11 protein-coding genes, 1 tRNA gene, 6 rRNA genes and 1 other RNA gene are annotated in these 21,422 nt (G+C 43.3%); 5 read left to right on the top strand and 14 right to left on the bottom strand.

The window, feature by feature from the left end; all coding sequences use genetic code 11:
• Positions 1 to 11 precede the first annotated feature (11 nt).
• The 4 genes from MKX73_RS07220 to MKX73_RS07205 form a co-directional block, all read right to left on the bottom strand.
• Complete coding sequence (locus tag MKX73_RS07220) at positions 12 to 1,433, bottom strand: aminotransferase class I/II-fold pyridoxal phosphate-dependent enzyme (protein ID WP_340716872.1); 1,422 nt, start codon at positions 1,431 to 1,433, stop codon at positions 12 to 14.
• Positions 1,434 to 1,782: 349 nt separating this feature from the next.
• Positions 1,783 to 1,898, bottom strand: a 5S ribosomal RNA gene (gene rrf / locus MKX73_RS07215).
• Between the two features lie 87 nt (positions 1,899 to 1,985).
• A 23S ribosomal RNA gene (locus MKX73_RS07210) occupies positions 1,986 to 4,914 on the bottom strand.
• 230 nt (positions 4,915 to 5,144) lie between these two features.
• Positions 5,145 to 6,702, bottom strand: a 16S ribosomal RNA gene (locus tag MKX73_RS07205).
• Together the 16S, 23S and 5S rRNA genes form the textbook arrangement of a ribosomal RNA operon.
• A 518-nt stretch (positions 6,703 to 7,220) precedes the next feature.
• On the opposite strand from MKX73_RS07205, the gene MKX73_RS07200 reads away from it, so the two are divergent.
• The gene (locus MKX73_RS07200; protein ID WP_340716871.1) at positions 7,221 to 7,409 is read left to right on the top strand and encodes a hypothetical protein; all 189 of its coding nucleotides are present in this window, start codon (positions 7,221 to 7,223) and stop codon (positions 7,407 to 7,409) included.
• A 63-nt stretch (positions 7,410 to 7,472) separates the two neighbouring features.
• On the opposite strand, the gene MKX73_RS07195 is transcribed toward MKX73_RS07200, so the two are convergent.
• Positions 7,473 to 8,351 (bottom strand): helix-turn-helix domain-containing protein, encoded by an 879-nt coding sequence (locus tag MKX73_RS07195; RefSeq protein ID WP_340716870.1) that lies wholly within the window; start codon positions 8,349 to 8,351, stop codon positions 7,473 to 7,475.
• Between the two features lie 268 nt (positions 8,352 to 8,619).
• On the opposite strand from MKX73_RS07195, the gene MKX73_RS07190 reads away from it, so the two are divergent.
• Positions 8,620 to 9,552 (top strand): DNA primase, encoded by a 933-nt coding sequence (locus MKX73_RS07190; RefSeq protein ID WP_340716869.1) that lies wholly within the window; start codon positions 8,620 to 8,622, stop codon positions 9,550 to 9,552.
• Between the two features lie 235 nt (positions 9,553 to 9,787).
• On the opposite strand, the gene rrf (MKX73_RS07185) is transcribed toward MKX73_RS07190, so the two are convergent.
• The 9 genes from rrf (MKX73_RS07185) to ffs all read right to left on the bottom strand — a co-directional run bounded on the left by rrf (MKX73_RS07185) (position 9,788) and on the right by ffs (position 18,801).
• Positions 9,788 to 9,903, bottom strand: a 5S ribosomal RNA gene (rrf, locus tag MKX73_RS07185).
• Positions 9,904 to 9,990: 87 nt separating this feature from the next.
• Positions 9,991 to 12,919: ribosomal RNA gene (locus MKX73_RS07180) — 23S ribosomal RNA — on the bottom strand.
• Positions 12,920 to 13,149: 230 nt separating this feature from the next.
• Positions 13,150 to 14,706: ribosomal RNA gene (locus MKX73_RS07175) — 16S ribosomal RNA — on the bottom strand.
• Positions 14,707 to 14,981: 275 nt separating this feature from the next.
• A complete protein-coding gene (locus MKX73_RS07170) occupies positions 14,982 to 15,251 on the bottom strand; it encodes a pro-sigmaK processing inhibitor BofA family protein (RefSeq protein ID WP_340716868.1) in 270 nt (89 codons plus the stop codon).
• 69 nt (positions 15,252 to 15,320) lie between these two features.
• Positions 15,321 to 15,536, bottom strand: coding sequence for a YaaL family protein (locus MKX73_RS07165; protein WP_251691791.1), 216 nt, complete (start codon positions 15,534 to 15,536; stop codon positions 15,321 to 15,323).
• Between the two features lie 16 nt (positions 15,537 to 15,552).
• Positions 15,553 to 16,149, bottom strand: a complete 597-nt coding sequence (gene recR, locus MKX73_RS07160; protein WP_079523431.1) for a recombination mediator RecR — start codon at positions 16,147 to 16,149, stop codon at positions 15,553 to 15,555.
• Positions 16,150 to 16,219: 70 nt separating this feature from the next.
• Positions 16,220 to 16,534 carry a YbaB/EbfC family nucleoid-associated protein gene (locus MKX73_RS07155; RefSeq protein ID WP_008408640.1) on the bottom strand — a complete coding sequence of 105 codons (315 nt, stop codon included), beginning with the start codon at positions 16,532 to 16,534 and terminating at the stop codon, positions 16,220 to 16,222.
• A 25-nt stretch (positions 16,535 to 16,559) separates the two neighbouring features.
• Positions 16,560 to 18,308, bottom strand: coding sequence for a DNA polymerase III subunit gamma/tau (gene dnaX, locus MKX73_RS07150; protein WP_340716867.1), 1,749 nt, complete (start codon positions 18,306 to 18,308; stop codon positions 16,560 to 16,562).
• Between the two features lie 225 nt (positions 18,309 to 18,533).
• An RNA gene (gene ffs, locus MKX73_RS07145) (signal recognition particle sRNA large type) lies at positions 18,534 to 18,801 on the bottom strand.
• 158 nt (positions 18,802 to 18,959) lie between these two features.
• Between ffs and MKX73_RS07140 the strand changes: the two genes are divergently transcribed.
• The 3 genes from MKX73_RS07140 to MKX73_RS07130 all read left to right on the top strand — a co-directional run bounded on the left by MKX73_RS07140 (position 18,960) and on the right by MKX73_RS07130 (position 21,359).
• Positions 18,960 to 19,052, top strand: a tRNA-Ser gene (locus MKX73_RS07140).
• Positions 19,053 to 19,218: 166 nt separating this feature from the next.
• Complete coding sequence (locus MKX73_RS07135; RefSeq protein ID WP_340716866.1) at positions 19,219 to 20,481, top strand: ATP-binding protein; 1,263 nt, start codon at positions 19,219 to 19,221, stop codon at positions 20,479 to 20,481.
• Complete coding sequence (locus MKX73_RS07130) at positions 20,481 to 21,359, top strand: response regulator (protein ID WP_340716865.1); 879 nt, start codon at positions 20,481 to 20,483, stop codon at positions 21,357 to 21,359. The genes MKX73_RS07135 and MKX73_RS07130 overlap by 1 nt, the downstream gene beginning before the upstream one ends.
• Positions 21,360 to 21,422: the final 63 nt, after the last annotated feature.

Genomic DNA, 21,422 nt, shown 5'->3' with positions numbered 1-21,422 from the left:
TCTCCCTGCATCTATATTATGACTTGTATTAATTTTTCCTGTAATCGGTGATCTCCCTGGAACATTGCCCCGATCGCCAGTAACTCCTCCAACTGATTAATATGTGCTTTTGTAATTTTTTCACCTTGTACGAGTAATGGAATTCCAGGTGGGTATGGAATAATTGTTGTTGCTGCGATTCGCCCGATAGCTTGCATGTAGGGAAGCCATTCATTCTCTGCCTTCTCTATTTCTTCAAAGCTATACTCAGGTTGTGTAATCGCTATCGTTTCAAAGCTTTCGGCTTCGTTTATATTCTCAATGCTTGGGAAGTGTTTTAAATGTTTATATACCTCTTTCATACGGTTACATAAATCCTTAAGTGAATAAGAGTCTCCCTGCTTTAATAGCGGTAAAATTAAAAGCACTTGTTTTGCATCTGCCAACTCTACAAATATATGCAATTTTTCCATTGCTTCTTTTAATTGAAATCCTGTATAGCCCGGAGCACGGACTAATAGTTTTAATGAATCATTCACTTCAACAACCTGTAAATCCGTTGCCATTGCCAAAGATTCAATAAATTGCCGGCGCTTCTCCATAAGATACGCATAATCGGCTTCCTTATAATTCGCCACATAGCTTCTTGCATCATCAAGGGAAGCTAATAATAAATATGATGGACTACTCGATTGTAACATACGTAAATAACGGTTTACTTTCTGCTCACTTACCAACGAGGATTTCATATGTAAAAAGGAAGCCATTGTCATAGCGGGCAGTGTCTTATGCGCAGACTGGACAACAATATCTGCACCTAGCTCCAATGCCGAAGCAGGCAGTTCCTCCGATACGGCTAAATGTGCCCCATGTGCCTCATCAACCAGAACAGGAATCTTATATGCATGGCATAATTTAATTTGTTCTGCTAAATCATTTGCTGTCACCCCGTAATAAGTCGGATACGTAAAAATGGCGGCTTTTGCATCGGGATAGCTCGCTACCGCTTGCTCTAATATCTCCAGATCGATACAACCCGCTGTCTGACTCTTTATATCCCACTTTGGCGAAACATATACAGGATTCGCTCCTACAAGTTCCAATGCATGAAAAATAGATTTATGTGCATTTCTTTGAACAAGTACTGTATCTCCTTTTTCACATGTTGCATAGATCATTGCCAAGTTTCCGACTGTTGAACCATTCACTAAAAAGAAACTACGACTTGCTCCATATGTAGCTGCGAGAAGCTGTTCTGCCTGCAAAATGGCTTCTTCCGGATGATGGAAATCATCCAGTCCTGTCAGTTCGGTTACATCATATTTTAATGCCTGTTTAATTTCATTTGGCAAATTCGACAGCAACCCATTTTTATGTCCAGGCACATGAAAAGATTGCGGTTCATCCGCAACAAACTTTTTCAATGCTTGAACGATTGGTCGATCATTGTTCACCACGTTCACCTCATTTTCATTGTCCTTCTATTATAAGGCTCATCCAACTTTCAGACCACCATTGGCATTAGAAATGAAAAACTAGCTAACGCTGATCTGTTAGCTAGTTTTAGGTCCGATATTGCTTACTTATAAGCTGTTAATTGAACTACTATTATTATCACTACTATCGCTATCTGCATTCGTCGCTGCTTCCAGACATTTGTTTTCTCAAAGTTCAATTATTAAAACTTGCTCTCTTATCTCGTTGTAATTGTCCTTACACAACAAACTCTGCCCACGTTTCTTGAACAAACTATAAATGTAAACAAACAAAAAACCCACTGATTTCTCAGTGGGTTTTACATGTGCGAAGCGACGTCCTACTCTCACAGGGGGAAGCCCCCAACTACCATCGGCGCTAAAGAGCTTAACTTCCGTGTTCGGTATGGGAACGGGTGTGACCTCTTTGCCATCATCACTTCACTATAGTGGGCTTTAAAAAGCCTATGTAAAAGAATTTTCATTCTTTCAAAACTGGATAAACGTTTCATTGAATTTGTGCAATAAAATGTGGTTAAGTCCTCGACCGATTAGTATTCGTCAGCTGCATGCGTCGCCGCACTTCCACCTCGAACCTATCTACCTGATCGTCTTTCAGGGGTCTTACTTACTTGCGTAATGGGAAATCTCATCTTGAGGGGGGCTTCATGCTTAGATGCTTTCAGCACTTATCCCGTCCATACATAGCTACCCAGCGATGCCTTTGGCAAGACAACTGGTACACCAGCGGTATGTCCATCCCGGTCCTCTCGTACTAAGGACAGCTCCTCTCAAATTTCCTACGCCCACGACGGATAGGGACCGAACTGTCTCACGACGTTCTGAACCCAGCTCGCGTACCGCTTTAATGGGCGAACAGCCCAACCCTTGGGACCGACTACAGCCCCAGGATGCGATGAGCCGACATCGAGGTGCCAAACCTCCCCGTCGATGTGGACTCTTGGGGGAGATAAGCCTGTTATCCCCGGGGTAGCTTTTATCCGTTGAGCGATGGCCCTTCCATGCGGAACCACCGGATCACTAAGCCCGTCTTTCGACCCTGCTCGACTTGTAGGTCTCGCAGTCAAGCTCCCTTATGCCTTTACACTCTACGAATGATTTCCAACCATTCTGAGGGAACCTTTGGGCGCCTCCGTTACTCTTTAGGAGGCGACCGCCCCAGTCAAACTGTCCGCCTGACACTGTCTCCTACCCCGCTAAGGGGCATGGGTTAGAAGTTCAATACAACCAGGGTAGTATCCCACCGACGCCTCCTTCGAAGCTGGCGCTCCGAGATCTCTGGCTCCTACCTATCCTGTACAAGTTGTACCAAAATTCAATATCAGGCTACAGTAAAGCTCCACGGGGTCTTTCCGTCCTGTCGCGGGTAACCTGCATCTTCACAGGTACTATAATTTCACCGAGTCTCTCGTTGAGACAGTGCCCAGATCGTTACGCCTTTCGTGCGGGTCGGAACTTACCCGACAAGGAATTTCGCTACCTTAGGACCGTTATAGTTACGGCCGCCGTTTACTGGGGCTTCAATTCACAGCTTCGCTTGCGCTAACCGCTCCTCTTAACCTTCCAGCACCGGGCAGGCGTCAGCCCCTATACGTCACCTTACGGTTTTGCAGAGACCTGTGTTTTTGCTAAACAGTCGCCTGGGCCTATTCACTGCGGCTTCTCTAGGCTATGCACCCAAAGAAGCACCCCTTCTCCCGAAGTTACGGGGTCATTTTGCCGAGTTCCTTAACGAGAGTTCTCTCGCACACCTTAGGATTCTCTCCTCGACTACCTGTGTCGGTTTGCGGTACGGGCACCTCTCACCTCGATAGAGGCTTTTCTTGGCAGTGTGAAATCAGGAACTTCGCTCATACGAGCTCGTCATCACAGCTCAACGTTATAGTATGCGGATTTGCCTACATACACGCCTTACTGCTTGAACACGCGCAACCAACGGCGTGCTTACCCTATCCTACTGCGTCCCCCCATTTCTCAAACGGTGAGGAGGTGGTACAGGAATATCAACCTGTTGTCCATCGCCTACGCCTATCGGCCTCGGCTTAGGTCCCGACTAACCCTGAGCGGACGAGCCTTCCTCAGGAAACCTTAGTCATACGGTGCATGGGATTCTCACCCATGTTTCGCTACTCATACCGGCATTCTCACTTCTAACCGCTCCACCAGTCCTTCCGGTCTGACTTCAACGCTGTTAGAACGCTCTCCTACCACGCATACTCAAAGTATGCATCCACAGCTTCGGTGAATCGTTTAGCCCCGATACATTTTCGGCGCAGCGTCACTCGACCAGTGAGCTATTACGCACTCTTTAAATGATGGCTGCTTCTAAGCCAACATCCTGGTTGTCTAAGCAACGCCACATCCTTTTCCACTTAACGATTACTTGGGGACCTTAGCTGGTGGTCTGGGCTGTTTCCCTCTTGACTACGGATCTTATCACTCGCAGTCTGACTCCCGTGTATAAATATCCGGCATTCGGAGTTTGTCTGAATTCGGTAAAGCGAGATGCCCCCCTAGTCCAAACAGTGCTCTACCTCCGGTATTCTCAATCACGAGGCTAGCCCTAAAGCTATTTCGGAGAGAACCAGCTATCTCCAGGTTCGATTGGAATTTCTCCGCTACCCACACCTCATCCCCGCACTTTTCAACGTGCGTGGGTTCGGGCCTCCAGTGAGTGTTACCTCACCTTCACCCTGGACATGGGTAGATCACCTGGTTTCGGGTCTACGACCACGTACTAATTCGCCCTATTCAGACTCGCTTTCGCTGCGGCTCCGTCTTCTCAACTTAACCTCGCACGTAATCGTAACTCGCCGGTTCATTCTACAAAAGGCACGCTATCACCCATTAACGGGCTCTAACTACTTGTAGGCACACGGTTTCAGGATCTATTTCACTCCCCTTCCGGGGTGCTTTTCACCTTTCCCTCACGGTACTGGTTCACTATCGGTCACTAGGTAGTATTTAGCCTTGGGAGATGGTCCTCCCGGATTCCGACGGAATTTCACGTGTTCCGCCGTACTCAGGATACACTCTGGAGGGAATGAACTTTTGACTACAGGGCTTTTACCTCGTTTCGCGGACCTTTCCAAGTCGCTTCGTCTAATTCATTCTTTTGTAACTCCGTATAGAGTGTCCTACAACCCCAAAGAGCAAGCTCTTTGGTTTGGGCTCTTCCCGTTTCGCTCGCCGCTACTCAGGGAATCGAATTTTCTTTCTGTTCCTGCAGGTACTTAGATGTTTCAGTTCTCTGCGTCTGTCTTCAACACGCTATGAATTCACGTGAAGATACTATCCGATTAAAGATAGTGGGTTCCCCCATTCGGAAATCCCCGGATCAAAGCTTACTTACAGCTCCCCGAGGCATATCGGTGTTAGTGCCGTCCTTCATCGACTCCTAGTGCCAAGGCATCCACCGTGCGCCCTTATTAACTTAACCAAAAGTTAACACTTGGATAAAATCCAAGATTTAGTTTACACGTCAATTGCTTGACTTGTTTAAAAATCTATAAAATAGAAATTTGATTTATTGCTTTCAATGTCGTTTTATCCAGTTTTCAAAGAACAAAGGTTTTGAAGTGTTTCATTCAATTAAGAATGAACCTTCAAAACTGAACAGCAACCGTTAATGTTTCATTCCCCAAGGGAATGATTCCGAAAAATCCTTAGAAAGGAGGTGATCCAGCCGCACCTTCCGATACGGCTACCTTGTTACGACTTCACCCCAATCATCTATCCCACCTTCGGCGGCTGGCTCCATAAAGGTTACCTCACCGACTTCGGGTGTTACAAACTCTCGTGGTGTGACGGGCGGTGTGTACAAGGCCCGGGAACGTATTCACCGCGGCATGCTGATCCGCGATTACTAGCGATTCCGGCTTCATGTAGGCGAGTTGCAGCCTACAATCCGAACTGAGAACGGTTTTATCGGATTAGCTCCCCCTCGCGGGTTGGCAACCGTTTGTACCGTCCATTGTAGCACGTGTGTAGCCCAGGTCATAAGGGGCATGATGATTTGACGTCATCCCCACCTTCCTCCGGTTTATCACCGGCAGTCTCCTTAGAGTGCCCAACTGAATGATGGCAACTAAGAATAAGGGTTGCGCTCGTTGCGGGACTTAACCCAACATCTCACGACACGAGCTGACGACAACCATGCACCACCTGTCACCGTTGCCCCCGAAGGGGAAACTATGTCTCCATAGTGGTCACCGGGATGTCAAGACCTGGTAAGGTTCTTCGCGTTGCTTCGAATTAAACCACATGCTCCACCGCTTGTGCGGGCCCCCGTCAATTCCTTTGAGTTTCAGTCTTGCGACCGTACTCCCCAGGCGGAGTGCTTAATGCGTTAGCTGCAGCACTGAGGGGCGGAAACCCCCCAACACTTAGCACTCATCGTTTACGGCGTGGACTACCAGGGTATCTAATCCTGTTTGCTCCCCACGCTTTCGCGCCTCAGTGTCAGTTACAGACCAGACAGTCGCCTTCGCCACTGGTGTTCCTCCAAATCTCTACGCATTTCACCGCTACACTTGGAATTCCACTATCCTCTTCTGCACTCAAGTTCCCCAGTTTCCAATGACCCTCCCCGGTTGAGCCGGGGGCTTTCACATCAGACTTAAGGAACCACCTGCGCGCGCTTTACGCCCAATAATTCCGGACAACGCTTGCCACCTACGTATTACCGCGGCTGCTGGCACGTAGTTAGCCGTGGCTTTCTAACAAGGTACCGTCAAGGTAGCGCCAGTTACTACGCTACTTGTTCTTCCCTTGCAACAGAGTTTTACGAACCGAAATCCTTCTTCACTCACGCGGCGTTGCTCCATCAGACTTTCGTCCATTGTGGAAGATTCCCTACTGCTGCCTCCCGTAGGAGTCTGGGCCGTGTCTCAGTCCCAGTGTGGCCGATCACCCTCTCAGGTCGGCTACGCATCGTTGCCTTGGTGAGCCGTTACCTCACCAACTAGCTAATGCGCCGCGGGTCCATCTTATAGTGACAGCGAGATGCCGTCTTTCAACTTTCAAACATGTGTTAAAAAGTATTATTCGGTATTAGCCCCGGTTTCCCGGAGTTATCCCAATCTATAAGGTAGGTTACCCACGTGTTACTCACCCGTCCGCCGCTAAAATTTTAAAGGTGCAAGCACCAATAAAATTTCCGCTCGACTTGCATGTATTAGGCACGCCGCCAGCGTTCGTCCTGAGCCAGGATCAAACTCTCCATAAAAGTAGTTTGAAAGCTCATTTGCTTTGCTAGCGATCCAACTTCGTTAGAAGTTGGAATCTATTGTTTGCTTCATTTAAGAAGCTTGTTTCATTAACGTTGCTTGTTCAGTTTTCAAGGTTCATTGCGCCGTTTAAGTGACAACTTTTATATCTTACCATTTTGTAAATGTTATGTCAACGTTTATTTTAAAATGTTTTTTCGATATTTGTTGTCGTCGTTGCGACTTCTAATAATATATCATGATATTATTCCTTTAGCAATAGTTTTTTATAACTTTTTTTGATTTACTATATTTAATGTCATTATTTACGTTTCTATCATCAACCAAGTCATGCTCACTATAATATTCCTCATCTATAACAACTCTACCATTGACTAACAAAAAGATTTAGATAAAAAAATCTTCCTTTTACAAGTACATGCTCATTAGAAAGAGATTAAATATTAACATTCTAATATTGTAACTTTTTTACAGAAAGCATATATACTTTATATAAGTAAAAAAGGAGGAAATTAATATGACACCTATTGAAGATCGTAAATGTAGAAATTGTGGAGGTTCTGAATTTGATGAAGCAACAGACTACTTGTTACTGAGGAAAAGTAAAGTTTCATTTGTTGGATCTGAAAAAATTTATACTTTCTGTACAAATTGCGGGGAAGTCCTATCAATTCGCCTCACAAATCCAAATGTTTTTAAAAAGTAAAAATGTAAACGGGGGGTTTCTAAGTATTTTAAAAACCCCTCTTAATCGTCATTTGTCAGCAAATCAAACGAGCCAGTGCCCTTTCAATTCCCTCAAGATTTTTAAAAGAGCTTCTCGTCCTAATATTTCTAAAAAGATTTCTGCACGCTTGTATTGATATTTAATCTCTTCTTCTGAATATCCAAGCTTCTCATAACACTGTCCGAGATAATAATAGAAGTTTCCTATATACGTTATTTTTTCAGTTTTAACCGATTCAGCAATGCCTGATTTTGCTATCTCAATAGCATCCTTATAAAATTCCATATCATAAGTAGTTTTTACTTTATTAAAAATGACTTTCAATTTGAAGGTATTAGAATCAAATAAAACGTTGCTGTCTAAAATATTCAGGTCGATTTTATTATAATAGAACATCGACATACTATGTTCCTTCTTAAGTGAATATAAAACAGCCAATGAATTTTGAATACGCGCCAACAAATAATTTTTATTCAATTCATAATTCGGTGTCTCGTGAAGCAGCTTTGTAATTTGCAGCAATGCCTCATCAATTGTCACTTTTTTTGTGTGATACCCACTTAAATAATATAACCACTTAAAATAGTATTGGTACCAGTTATTTTCTGTTTCAGAATCAAGTTCATTGTTGGCCAGATCATATATTTTTTCATACTCCATATAAGAGAGCAAAGTCTCTACCTGATTTAATAAATCTTTTTCCAAGTTATTGTTTTCCAAATAGATGATATCAGTGAAATGTGTAACCGGTATATTTAGTTTAAGAGAAAGTAATAACAGAATATCAATACCGGGTAACATCTTTCCCTTTTCAATAAGGCTAATAGTTGCCTGTGAACAAACATCTTTACAAAGTTGTTGTTGTGTAATGTTTCGGAGCTTCCTCAATTTTATAATTTCTTCCCCTAATAATTTCCCCATTAAGATTAACTCTTTCTCTATAACTTTAACAAGTTGTATCATTTGAATTCCGTAATCCCTTAGTCCATAAATTAATCCTATCAATACCTTAATTAAAATTCACCCTTAACTTTAGTAAAACCGTTTAATTAACTTATAGAACATCTTTTCTTTCTCTTTTTAAAAAAATTGGTATAAAACCGAACCATTAAGAATAGAAAAAAGTAGAGAAGTAAATTTAGCAATGCATAGAATAGAAAAATCCCCCGTAGAACAGGAGAGAGAAAAGATGGAACAAACGATTTCGATAGAGAACCGTATTAAAGAAATTTTCGCAGATGATCCGTTATATTTAGTAATTAAAGAAACACCAACTGAACAATTCTTTTTATCGGAACCTTATTTGTCCGACCTCATCGAAAAGAAATACTATTCCACACCTGAAGTTGCCAGCTGGTTTAATGTCACTGATGCACAGATACGTTACTACATTAAACCGTTTGAAGAGTATCTTTTTGATGGTGAAGCGTCAAATCCCACTACAGCATCGGTTATTCGTCTGGACTTTAAAGCTGTCTTAAAATTGCGTATGATTCTGCTTTTAAAAGACGAGTATCGTGTAAAAGGTTTAAAGCAGCTGTTACGTATTAATAAAGATGGCCATATTGTAAAAAAAAGAATCCCTTCCTCAACAGAAGTAGGAATGCCCGATAATATTGAATACAGACTCAATGCCATGAGCCAGGCCCTGGAGCAGATTATGAAGACAGGTTTGTTTAAAATGGAACAAGACGAAGAAACTGAGCAGATGCAATTAAGCTTAAATCATGATTTCTTTAAACAGGAAATCAAAGCACTCCCTCCGGAACCATCACAGGAATTGGGGGAGATCCAAAATGCCACAAAAAAACTTGAACAGGAAAATGCAGAATTGAAAAAGAAAGTCGAGGAAATCATGGCTTCGAATAAAGAAGATATCGCAATTCGTATTAGGGAAAAGGCAATTGAGCAAATTGTGCTTAACCGTTTGCAAAATGAGGCAGTCCAGCAGTACTCACAACAAAAAAAGACGACTCTTTTTCAAAAACTTTTCCGTTCTTCGCAATTGGAAGTCGATAAAAAACTGTACATCGCTGCATATATAGAAGAAAGGTTTTCTAAACAACTAACTCAAGCTCTTCTTGAATACCATGAACAATCTTTAAGCTATCAAGATGAGTGATTCAAAGTGCTTCCTTCTTTAAGGGAGCTTTTAAATTGAATATGGGACAATTAATAAGCTAAATATATTAGAAACATTTCCATTCTATTTTACTCGGCTTACACACAGCTTGTAATCTTATTCCTAATTCCTTTCTGGATACATTGCAGTTACCATTATTTAAAAGCTAAAGTTGATTAAATTTTAATTTAAAACGACAAAAAAACCCACTGATTTCTCAGTGGGTTCTACATGTGCGAAGCGACGTCCTACTCTCACAGGGGGAAGCCCCCAACTACCATCGGCGCTAAAGAGCTTAACTTCCGTGTTCGGTATGGGAACGGGTGTGACCTCTTTGCCATCATCACTTCACTATAGTGGGCTTTAAAAAGCCTATGTAAAAGAATTTTCATTCTTTCAAAACTGGATAAACGTTTCATTGAATTTGTGCAATAAAATGTGGTTAAGTCCTCGACCGATTAGTATTCGTCAGCTGCATGCGTCGCCGCACTTCCACCTCGAACCTATCTACCTGATCGTCTTTCAGGGGTCTTACTTACTTGCGTAATGGGAAATCTCATCTTGAGGGGGGCTTCATGCTTAGATGCTTTCAGCACTTATCCCGTCCATACATAGCTACCCAGCGATGCCTTTGGCAAGACAACTGGTACACCAGCGGTATGTCCATCCCGGTCCTCTCGTACTAAGGACAGCTCCTCTCAAATTTCCTACGCCCACGACGGATAGGGACCGAACTGTCTCACGACGTTCTGAACCCAGCTCGCGTACCGCTTTAATGGGCGAACAGCCCAACCCTTGGGACCGACTACAGCCCCAGGATGCGATGAGCCGACATCGAGGTGCCAAACCTCCCCGTCGATGTGGACTCTTGGGGGAGATAAGCCTGTTATCCCCGGGGTAGCTTTTATCCGTTGAGCGATGGCCCTTCCATGCGGAACCACCGGATCACTAAGCCCGTCTTTCGACCCTGCTCGACTTGTAGGTCTCGCAGTCAAGCTCCCTTATGCCTTTACACTCTACGAATGATTTCCAACCATTCTGAGGGAACCTTTGGGCGCCTCCGTTACTCTTTAGGAGGCGACCGCCCCAGTCAAACTGTCCGCCTGACACTGTCTCCTACCCCGCTAAGGGGCATGGGTTAGAAGTTCAATACAACCAGGGTAGTATCCCACCGACGCCTCCTTCGAAGCTGGCGCTCCGAGATCTCTGGCTCCTACCTATCCTGTACAAGTTGTACCAAAATTCAATATCAGGCTACAGTAAAGCTCCACGGGGTCTTTCCGTCCTGTCGCGGGTAACCTGCATCTTCACAGGTACTATAATTTCACCGAGTCTCTCGTTGAGACAGTGCCCAGATCGTTACGCCTTTCGTGCGGGTCGGAACTTACCCGACAAGGAATTTCGCTACCTTAGGACCGTTATAGTTACGGCCGCCGTTTACTGGGGCTTCAATTCACAGCTTCGCTTGCGCTAACCGCTCCTCTTAACCTTCCAGCACCGGGCAGGCGTCAGCCCCTATACGTCACCTTACGGTTTTGCAGAGACCTGTGTTTTTGCTAAACAGTCGCCTGGGCCTATTCACTGCGGCTTCTCTAGGCTATGCACCCAAAGAAGCACCCCTTCTCCCGAAGTTACGGGGTCATTTTGCCGAGTTCCTTAACGAGAGTTCTCTCGCACACCTTAGGATTCTCTCCTCGACTACCTGTGTCGGTTTGCGGTACGGGCACCTCTCACCTCGATAGAGGCTTTTCTTGGCAGTGTGAAATCAGGAACTTCGCTCATACGAGCTCGTCATCACAGCTCAACGTTATAGTATGCGGATTTGCCTACATACACGCCTTACTGCTTGAACACGCGCAACCAACGGCGTGCTTACCCTATCCTACTGCGTCCCCCCATTTCTCAAACGGTGAGGAGGTGGTACAGGAATATCAACCTGTTGTCCATCGCCTACGCCTATCGGCCTCGGCTTAGGTCCCGACTAACCCTGAGCGGACGAGCCTTCCTCAGGAAACCTTAGTCATACGGTGCATGGGATTCTCACCCATGTTTCGCTACTCATACCGGCATTCTCACTTCTAACCGCTCCACCAGTCCTTCCGGTCTGACTTCAACGCTGTTAGAACGCTCTCCTACCACGCATACTCAAAGTATGCATCCACAGCTTCGGTGAATCGTTTAGCCCCGATACATTTTCGGCGCAGCGTCACTCGACCAGTGAGCTATTACGCACTCTTTAAATGATGGCTGCTTCTAAGCCAACATCCTGGTTGTCTAAGCAACGCCACATCCTTTTCCACTTAACGATTACTTGGGGACCTTAGCTGGTGGTCTGGGCTGTTTCCCTCTTGACTACGGATCTTATCACTCGCAGTCTGACTCCCGTGTATAAATATCCGGCATTCGGAGTTTGTCTGAATTCGGTAAAGCGAGATGCCCCCCTAGTCCAAACAGTGCTCTACCTCCGGTATTCTCAATCACGAGGCTAGCCCTAAAGCTATTTCGGAGAGAACCAGCTATCTCCAGGTTCGATTGGAATTTCTCCGCTACCCACACCTCATCCCCGCACTTTTCAACGTGCGTGGGTTCGGGCCTCCAGTGAGTGTTACCTCACCTTCACCCTGGACATGGGTAGATCACCTGGTTTCGGGTCTACGACCACGTACTAATTCGCCCTATTCAGACTCGCTTTCGCTGCGGCTCCGTCTTCTCAACTTAACCTCGCACGTAATCGTAACTCGCCGGTTCATTCTACAAAAGGCACGCTATCACCCATTAACGGGCTCTAACTACTTGTAGGCACACGGTTTCAGGATCTATTTCACTCCCCTTCCGGGGTGCTTTTCACCTTTCCCTCACGGTACTGGTTCACTATCGGTCACTAGGTAGTATTTAGCCTTGGGAGATGGTCCTCCCGGATTCCGACGGAATTTCACGTGTTCCGCCGTACTCAGGATCCACTCTGGAGGGAATGAACTTTTGACTACAGGGCTTTTACCTCGTTTCGCGGACCTTTCCAAGTCGCTTCGTCTAGTTCATTCTTTTGTAACTCCGTATAGAGTGTCCTACAACCCCAAAGAGCAAGCTCTTTGGTTTGGGCTCTTCCCGTTTCGCTCGCCGCTACTCAGGGAATCGAATTTTCTTTCTGTTCCTGCAGGTACTTAGATGTTTCAGTTCTCTGCGTCTGTCTTCAACACGCTATGAATTCACGTGAAGATACTATCCGATTAAAGATAGTGGGTTCCCCCATTCGGAAATCCCCGGATCAAAGCTTACTTACAGCTCCCCGAGGCATATCGGTGTTAGTGCCGTCCTTCATCGACTCCTAGTGCCAAGGCATCCACCGTGCGCCCTTATTAACTTAACCAAAAGTTAACACTTGGATAAAATCCAAGATTTAGTTTACACGTCAATTGCTTGACTTGTTTAAAAATCTATAAAATAGAAATTTGATTTATTGCTTTCAATGTCGTTTTATCCAGTTTTCAAAGAACAAAGGTTTTGAAGTGTTTCATTCTATTAAGAATGAACCTTCAAAACTGAACAGCAAACGTTAATGTTTCATTCCCCGAAGGAATGATTCCGAAAAATCCTTAGAAAGGAGGTGATCCAGCCGCACCTTCCGATACGGCTACCTTGTTACGACTTCACCCCAATCATCTATCCCACCTTCGGCGGCTGGCTCCATAAAGGTTACCTCACCGACTTCGGGTGTTACAAACTCTCGTGGTGTGACGGGCGGTGTGTACAAGGCCCGGGAACGTATTCACCGCGGCATGCTGATCCGCGATTACTAGCGATTCCGGCTTCATGTAGGCGAGTTGCAGCCTACAATCCGAACTGAGAACGGTTTTATCGGATTAGCTCCCCCTCGCGGGTTGGCAACCGTTTGTACCGTCCATTGTAGCACGTGTGTAGCCCAGGTCATAAGGGGCATGATGATTTGACGTCATCCCCACCTTCCTCCGGTTTATCACCGGCAGTCTCCTTAGAGTGCCCAACTGAATGATGGCAACTAAGAATAAGGGTTGCGCTCGTTGCGGGACTTAACCCAACATCTCACGACACGAGCTGACGACAACCATGCACCACCTGTCACCGTTGCCCCCGAAGGGGAAACTATGTCTCCATAGTGGTCACCGGGATGTCAAGACCTGGTAAGGTTCTTCGCGTTGCTTCGAATTAAACCACATGCTCCACCGCTTGTGCGGGCCCCCGTCAATTCCTTTGAGTTTCAGTCTTGCGACCGTACTCCCCAGGCGGAGTGCTTAATGCGTTAGCTGCAGCACTGAGGGGCGGAAACCCCCCAACACTTAGCACTCATCGTTTACGGCGTGGACTACCAGGGTATCTAATCCTGTTTGCTCCCCACGCTTTCGCGCCTCAGTGTCAGTTACAGACCAGACAGTCGCCTTCGCCACTGGTGTTCCTCCAAATCTCTACGCATTTCACCGCTACACTTGGAATTCCACTATCCTCTTCTGCACTCAAGTTCCCCAGTTTCCAATGACCCTCCCCGGTTGAGCCGGGGGCTTTCACATCAGACTTAAGGAACCACCTGCGCGCGCTTTACGCCCAATAATTCCGGACAACGCTTGCCACCTACGTATTACCGCGGCTGCTGGCACGTAGTTAGCCGTGGCTTTCTAACAAGGTACCGTCAAGGTAGCGCCAGTTACTACGCTACTTGTTCTTCCCTTGCAACAGAGTTTTACGAACCGAAATCCTTCTTCACTCACGCGGCGTTGCTCCATCAGACTTTCGTCCATTGTGGAAGATTCCCTACTGCTGCCTCCCGTAGGAGTCTGGGCCGTGTCTCAGTCCCAGTGTGGCCGATCACCCTCTCAGGTCGGCTACGCATCGTTGCCTTGGTGAGCCGTTACCTCACCAACTAGCTAATGCGCCGCGGGTCCATCTTATAGTGACAGCCGAAACCGTCTTTCAACTTCAAAACATGTGTTAAAAAGTATTATTCGGTATTAGCCCCGGTTTCCCGGAGTTATCCCAATCTATAAGGTAGGTTACCCACGTGTTACTCACCCGTCCGCCGCTAAAATTTTAAAGGTGCAAGCACCAATAAAATTTCCGCTCGACTTGCATGTATTAGGCACGCCGCCAGCGTTCGTCCTGAGCCAGGATCAAACTCTCCATAAAAGTAGTTTGAAAGCTCATTTGCTTTGCTAGCGATCCAACTTCGTTAGAAGTTGAAATCTATTGTTTGCTTCATTTAAGAAGCTTGTTTCATTAACGTTGCTTGTTCAGTTTTCAAGGTTCATTGCGTCGTTTAAGTGACAACTTTTATATCTTACCATTCTGTGAATGTTATGTCAACATTTATTTTAAAATGTTTTTTTGATATTTGTTGTCGTCGTTGCGACTTATAATAATATATCACGATATTATTCACTTGGCAATAGTTTTTGTTATTTTTATTTAAATAATATTAATAATGTTACACACATCATACCGGGAATGCCTAAGATTGCTATTGTAAGAACTGAAAAGAAATTGATCGGCACATAAAAAAGAAGCCCTGCAGCCCCGATCATTAAGTTTCCTAAAAACAGTACAACGATAACAACTGCAATTTTAAACCAGAACCAGGCAAAGTACTCCCATACTTTTCCTCTTGCGTTTTTATTTAATAAAAAAAGAAACAAGACAACAAAACAGACCATAGCTAAACCTATGTATTGCATAGCACCATCCTTTTTTATTTAGTGGTAACATATGCAACTGCTTCGCTTCTTATTTCTAAAAGATTATGATTATTTAATTAGTACACGACGTACACGCGCTTCTTTATATAAGTAATAATGTATGCTTTCGGCTCTTTTTCGTTCAGCAATTACATCTAAGTTATAATCGTCGGTCAATTCTTCAATTACCTTCGCACTTTGTAATGCTTCTTTTGTCTCTTTAATAGAAGAAACTAGTTTCTCATCAAATTCTTTTTTGAGTTTCCCTTTCCGAGAAAATAACATGGGGCTTCCTCCTGTATTACAGCTCGCGTCTACCTTCCAGCGCTTTTGATAATGTTACTTCATCCGCATATTCCAAATCTCCGCCAACAGGTAATCCGTGTGCGATACGTGTAGTGCGAATTCCTGATGGTTTAACAAGGCGGGAAATATACATCGCTGTCGCTTCCCCTTCTATTGTCGGGTTCGTCGCTAATATTAACTCTTGTACACGCTCGTCATGCAAGCGCCCCAATAACGATGCTACATTAATGTCTTCAGGTCCTATCCCGTCCATCGGTGAAATTGCACCGTGTAACACATGATAAAGACCTTGATAATCACGCATCTTCTCCATAGCTATTACATCTTTCGGATCCTGTACAACACAAATCGTCGATACATCACGTTGTTTATCTGAACATATATGACAAGGGTCGATATCTGTTATATGACCACATTGAGAGCAATAGAGTAAGTTACGTTTTGCATCAACAAGCGCTTTTGCAAATGTCGATACAGTATCTTCTTTCATTGTTAATACGTGAAATGCCAATCGGGCAGCTGTTTTCGGACCAATGCCCGGCAGCTTCATGAAACTGTCTATTAATCGAGATATCGGCTCTGGATAATGCATTCTGTTCCCCCTTCTTTAAAAAGGCACATCCCAATGTTTGAGATGTGCGCTACATTCTACTTGATACAACTTAGAAAGGAAGGTTCATCCCTTGTGTGAATTTGCCCATTGTAGAATTTGTTGTCTCTTCAACTTTTTTCAATGCTTCGTTTGTTGCAATAACGATTAAATCTTGTAGCATTTCGATATCTTCCGGATCTACTACAGACTCATCCAAATTTACTTCTAGCATTTGACGTTGGCCGTTCATTACTACTTTCACCATACCGCCACCTGCAGCACCTTCAAATAACTGTGCATTTAAAGCCTCTTGTGCTTCCATCATTTCTTTTTGCATTTTTTGCATTTTTTTCATCATGCCTTGCATATTACCCATACCACGCATCTTATTTCCTCCTTAAAATGTATATTTATTCTTCGATAACCTCAACAAAGTCTTTTCCAAAACGTTTTTCGGCTTCTGTAATGAGCGGATCTTGCGCTTCCATTACTTGAACATCGTCAAGGAAAGGGGGCTCTTCTATTAAATCCTCCGCCGCATTCACTTCATCCGATGGTGATTTTTTTTGATTTAAGCCATTTTCATTTATAAAGTTTTCACGCAAACGGATCCAAGCCGGTTCCGGTATACATAAAAGTTCATATTGAATCCCTATTTCCGAAGCGATCTGCTGTGTAAACAATGAAACAAGTGCATTGTTGTCAGCTACCATTTGACAATGTATATCATACTTGAATTTTATCACAAAAGCACTTGCATTTGCGGCTACAGGCTCTGCATCCGCCAATAAAGCTGCATGTGATTTTTGCAAGCTTGCCAAACCACCCGCCCAAGCAGATTTCACTTTTTGCAGGTCAGGTTTTGTTGCAGTTTTTAATACTTCCTGTATACGGCCCGTTGGAGCATTATATTGATTCCCTTGGGGACGTACACGCTGGCGGGCCTGTTCCTTTTGTTGAACAGGGGCTCCTCCACCATTTTGAAGCTGTTGAGACAGTTGCCCTAACCGGCTTTCAAGGGAAGCTACCTTACCTTCAATAGCTGGATCGACTGCTGCTGTCGCTTGTGGTGAAGCTTTATATTGGGCCATTTTTAAAAGGGCCGTTTCTAAATATATTTTCGTATGATGCGAAAAGCGCATTTCTTGCTGGGTCTTCGCCAAAATATCGATAAAACCGTAAAGTGTATTAGCTTCAAACTGGCCTGCTAATGACAAAAACTTTTCATCCGGTGAAATAAACTCCAATAATTCCTCTAACGTACCATCTGCCTTTAATAGAAGCAGATCCCGGAAGAAAGTAATAAAGTCTTCCGCAAGGCGTAATGGTTCTTTCCCGTCCGCAATTAAGTTTTCGACACTTCCTAATACTTGGGCAACATCCTTTTCCTGTAGAGAAATCGCAATATCGTAAAACGCATCTTGGCTTACGGAACCTGTTACAAGAAGTACATCTTCCAATTGAACGTGTTCATTACTAAACGAAACAACCTGGTCTAGTAAACTTAGTGCATCACGCATACCTCCTGCTGCAGCTTGAGCAATTGCCTTTAATGCCTGCTCATCATAGCCCATACCGATATCTTCCAATACAACCTTCATACGCTCTACTATATCTATAGAAGAAAGTCGTTTGAAATCAAATCGCTGACAGCGGGAAATAATCGTTGCCGGCAGTTTATGAGGCTCTGTTGTAGCTAAAATAAAAACCGCATGCTCAGGTGGCTCTTCAAGAGTTTTTAATAATGCATTGAATGCGCTCGTAGAAAGCATATGCACCTCATCTATAATGTACACTTTAAAGCGAGCATTAGCTGGGGCAAAACGGACTTTTTCGATAATATCGCGCATTTCTTCCACCCTTGAATTGGAAGCAGCATCAAATTCTATTACATCCGTATGTGAACCTTCAGTAATACTTAAACAAGTAGGGCATTCATTGCATGGCTCACTTGCCGGGGCATTTTCACAGTTCAATGCTTTTGCGAATATTTTTGCAGTACTCGTTTTCCCTGTTCCTCGAGGACCGGAAAATAAATAGGCATGTGTTGTCTTGCTTGCGAGGAGAGCATTTTGAAGGGTCCTCTTTACATGTGTCTGACCTGACATTTCTCGAAATGACTGTGGTCTATAAACACGATAAAACGCTTGATATGTCAACCTTTCCCCTCTCCCTTCCATTTAAAAATACATACATTCAGTATAGCATAAAGTAAGTACAAACTCTTTTGAAATGAGATGAATAAATAATCTGTGACATTGAGCAGGAACTACTTTATTCAGTGATCAATTAGTAATAAGTTGAATGAAAATAAATTCTCTTTTTCATATAAAAAACGCATCCACCAATAAATGATGGATGCGTTTGAAATGGTAATTTTAATACCGTGCACCTTTCTTCGACTGCCGCACATAAGCGTTACTCTTGTCGCCAGCTCGGGTTAGGCTACCCCGCGGCACATAAGTGATACCACTTAATGCTGCTTCCTTCCGGACCTGACATGGTTCATGGGTACTTATTGCGCAGGACCCAACCGTCAACACTACGTGCAAAAGGCAGACCAAACAATACGGACAGCCTCAGAAAAGGAATTCAATCTTGCTAGAGCGGATTGCAAGTTACAGGGCACCGCTACCTCCCCATCTAGCACGGCAAGTATTAGTATACTAAGCAAGCTATCAAATTGCAATGAATTGCTTTAATTAATTTTTTCCAATCCAAAAAATTCAAAGATTTTTTGTCTAAATTTTATTGACGCAAAACTCATTACGTGGTAAATTAATCTTTGTCGAAAAGACATCTTATATTTTGGAGGTATACCCAAGTCTGGCTGAAGGGATCGGTCTTGAAAACCGACAGGCGGGTAACACCGCGCGGGGGTTCGAATCCCTCTACCTCCTCCATTTTTGAACTTTCATCCGCTGTAATTAGTTAAGCGGTTTTTTTTATATCTAAATTCACTTTAAAGTACTATTTTCATTCGTGGAAATAGTACTTTTTTGTATTTATAGACAACTATCTTGTACAATTAAGTACTATGTCATATTTGTAAAGGGCGGTATATCAAAATTGGAATCGACTCAGCCACATATTAAAACAACTAAACTATTCTTATTTATGCTACTCGTCGGCTTATTGACGGCTATTGGCGGCGAAATTAAAATAATTCCCTTTGAAGAAGGACCTTTTCGTTTCGGTCTAGGAAGCATTATTTTCTTCTTTGCTTTACTGATCCGTCCATTACCGATTGTCTCTACCGGTTTGCTGACTGCACTAATCGTCATCGTCGGTCGTTCATTTCTGGATATTTTTATTTATGGACAAAGCTTCCTTACTCATATCATAGAACATTTGCCGGCCGGTGCCTTTTATATAGTCTTTGCACTATGTTTTAAACTAATCCCGCTCGACGAGTTAAAAAAACAACCACTTATGCTCGGTTTATCGGCAACAGCATTTGAAGTAATATCAAACACGATCGAACATGTATTAACGGACATTCTGCTTGTTTCTGATCAGGAAACTTTTACTTCGTTTTTATTGTTCATCCTCGTTGGATTGTTACGCAGTTATTTTGTTGTAGGCATTTACAGCATGATTACAATGTCTGAACAGAAAAAGCAGCTGAAACAGCTCATGACAATTCATTCGGAGTTATATGTAGAAGCATTGTACCTTCAAAAAACGATGACCCAAATCGAGCAGCTTACAGCAAACAGTTATCAGCTATACAAAAAGCTGAAAACAAATGAGGCGCAGCTAGCTTCCGAAGCTTTACATATTGCCCAGGAAATCCATGAAGTTAAAAAGGATAATGAACGTATTCATGCCGGGCTTTCTAAAATTACAACGAGAAATTACCCGTCAGATTTTCTGTTGTCTGATTTACTAAGTTTTATTGTAGAAGCAAATGAAAATTATGCCGCCTATTTAAATAAATCGATTTCCTTTACACTGATTTGTCCTGATGATTATCAAACAAAAAACCATATTGCACTGTTTGCGATTTTAAATAACTTAACGGCCAACGCTGTGGAGGCAATTGAAGAAAGCGGATTTATTACATTGAATATCGTAGTCGAGCAGGATATGACTTCTTTTATTGTAGAAGATAATGGAGTCGGAATTGATGCGGCACTCATTCCCATCATTTTTGATGCCGGCTATACATCCAAGTTTAACGAGCAGGGCCAAGGTTCTACAGGAATCGGCCTTTCCCATACTAAAACAATTGTAGAAAACCTTGAAGGGAATATTCATGTAACAAGTGATACATCGACTTGTTTTATTGTACAGATTCCTACAAAAAATATTCAAAAGGAGAATTACTAATGCGCTATTTTATAGTAGATGATGACCGGGCAAGCCGTATGATGCTCAGTAATATTATTAATGACTGTGAACTCGGAGCTGTCATTGGTGAGGCAAAAAACGGTCTGGATGCCATTCCCCAAATTTTAATGATGCAGCCGGAGTTTGTATTAATTGATTTACTGATGCCGAAGTTGGATGGAATCGAAACAATTGAACGCCTTCAGCAAAATGGTTTTAAAGGTCAGTTTATTATGATCTCACAAGTGGTTAATAAAGAAATGGTCGCTGAAGGCTATTCAAAAGGAATTGAATTCTTCATTCATAAGCCTATTAATAAAGTTGAAGTACAAATGGTATTAAAACGGACAACTGAGCAATACTTATTAAGAAATTCTTTGCAAGTTATTCGCCAGTCCCTGACAAACTTTGATATCACAGATGTGACACATACAAAAAAGACGGCACGGGAACATATCCAGTCCATCTTAAATGATATGGGCATTGTCGCTGAAGTGGGCAGTGAAGATATTATAAAAATTATTGAACAGCTATTAATCGAGAAGCATAAAATAGCGCCGCTCCCTCCATTAAAGGAAGTATATGAACGTGTTGCCATGCTGACGAAAAATACGCCTGACGAAATTGTAAAAGAGAGTAAAGCAATTGAACAGCGTGTACGCCGAACTATATTAGCCGCAATGATTAACTTGGCGAACTTAGGGATTGTCGATTATACAAACTCTGAATTTGAGTATTATACCCCTCGTTACTTTGACTTAACGGATATTCGTTATTTAATGAATCAAATAGAGAATAATGAGCAACGTAAAGCAAAAGTAAACATAAAAAAATTCATCCAAGTTTTATATTCTGAAATTATTAGTAAGGTGGATTAGTCGGATTTTGTCGGATTTTGTATGTATCTAATAAAATTAGTTTTAGGCTAGTCCTGAATCTGA

Source organism: Solibacillus sp. FSL W7-1436 (genome assembly GCF_038007305.1).
Lineage (GTDB): Bacteria > Bacillota > Bacilli > Bacillales_A > Planococcaceae > Solibacillus.
Note: the sequence above shows the minus strand (reverse complement) of the source record. Positions and strands in the feature narration are given on the sequence as shown.

Bases quoted from the DNA above. Each gene is read 5' to 3' on its own strand.
- MKX73_RS07200 (WP_340716871.1), top strand. From the start codon at position 7,221: ATGACACCTATTGAAGATCGTAAATGTAGAAATTGTGGAGGTTCTGAA.
- MKX73_RS07195 (WP_340716870.1), bottom strand. From the start codon at position 8,351: ATGGGGAAATTATTAGGGGAAGAAATTATAAAATTGAGGAAGCTCCGA.
- MKX73_RS07190 (WP_340716869.1), top strand. From the start codon at position 8,620: ATGGAACAAACGATTTCGATAGAGAACCGTATTAAAGAAATTTTCGCA.
- MKX73_RS07170 (WP_340716868.1), bottom strand. From the start codon at position 15,251: ATGCAATACATAGGTTTAGCTATGGTCTGTTTTGTTGTCTTGTTTCTT.
- MKX73_RS07165 (WP_251691791.1), bottom strand. From the start codon at position 15,536: ATGTTATTTTCTCGGAAAGGGAAACTCAAAAAAGAATTTGATGAGAAA.
- recR (WP_079523431.1), bottom strand. From the start codon at position 16,149: ATGCATTATCCAGAGCCGATATCTCGATTAATAGACAGTTTCATGAAG.
- MKX73_RS07155 (WP_008408640.1), bottom strand. From the start codon at position 16,534: ATGCGTGGTATGGGTAATATGCAAGGCATGATGAAAAAAATGCAAAAA.
- MKX73_RS07130 (WP_340716865.1), top strand. From the start codon at position 20,481: ATGCGCTATTTTATAGTAGATGATGACCGGGCAAGCCGTATGATGCTC.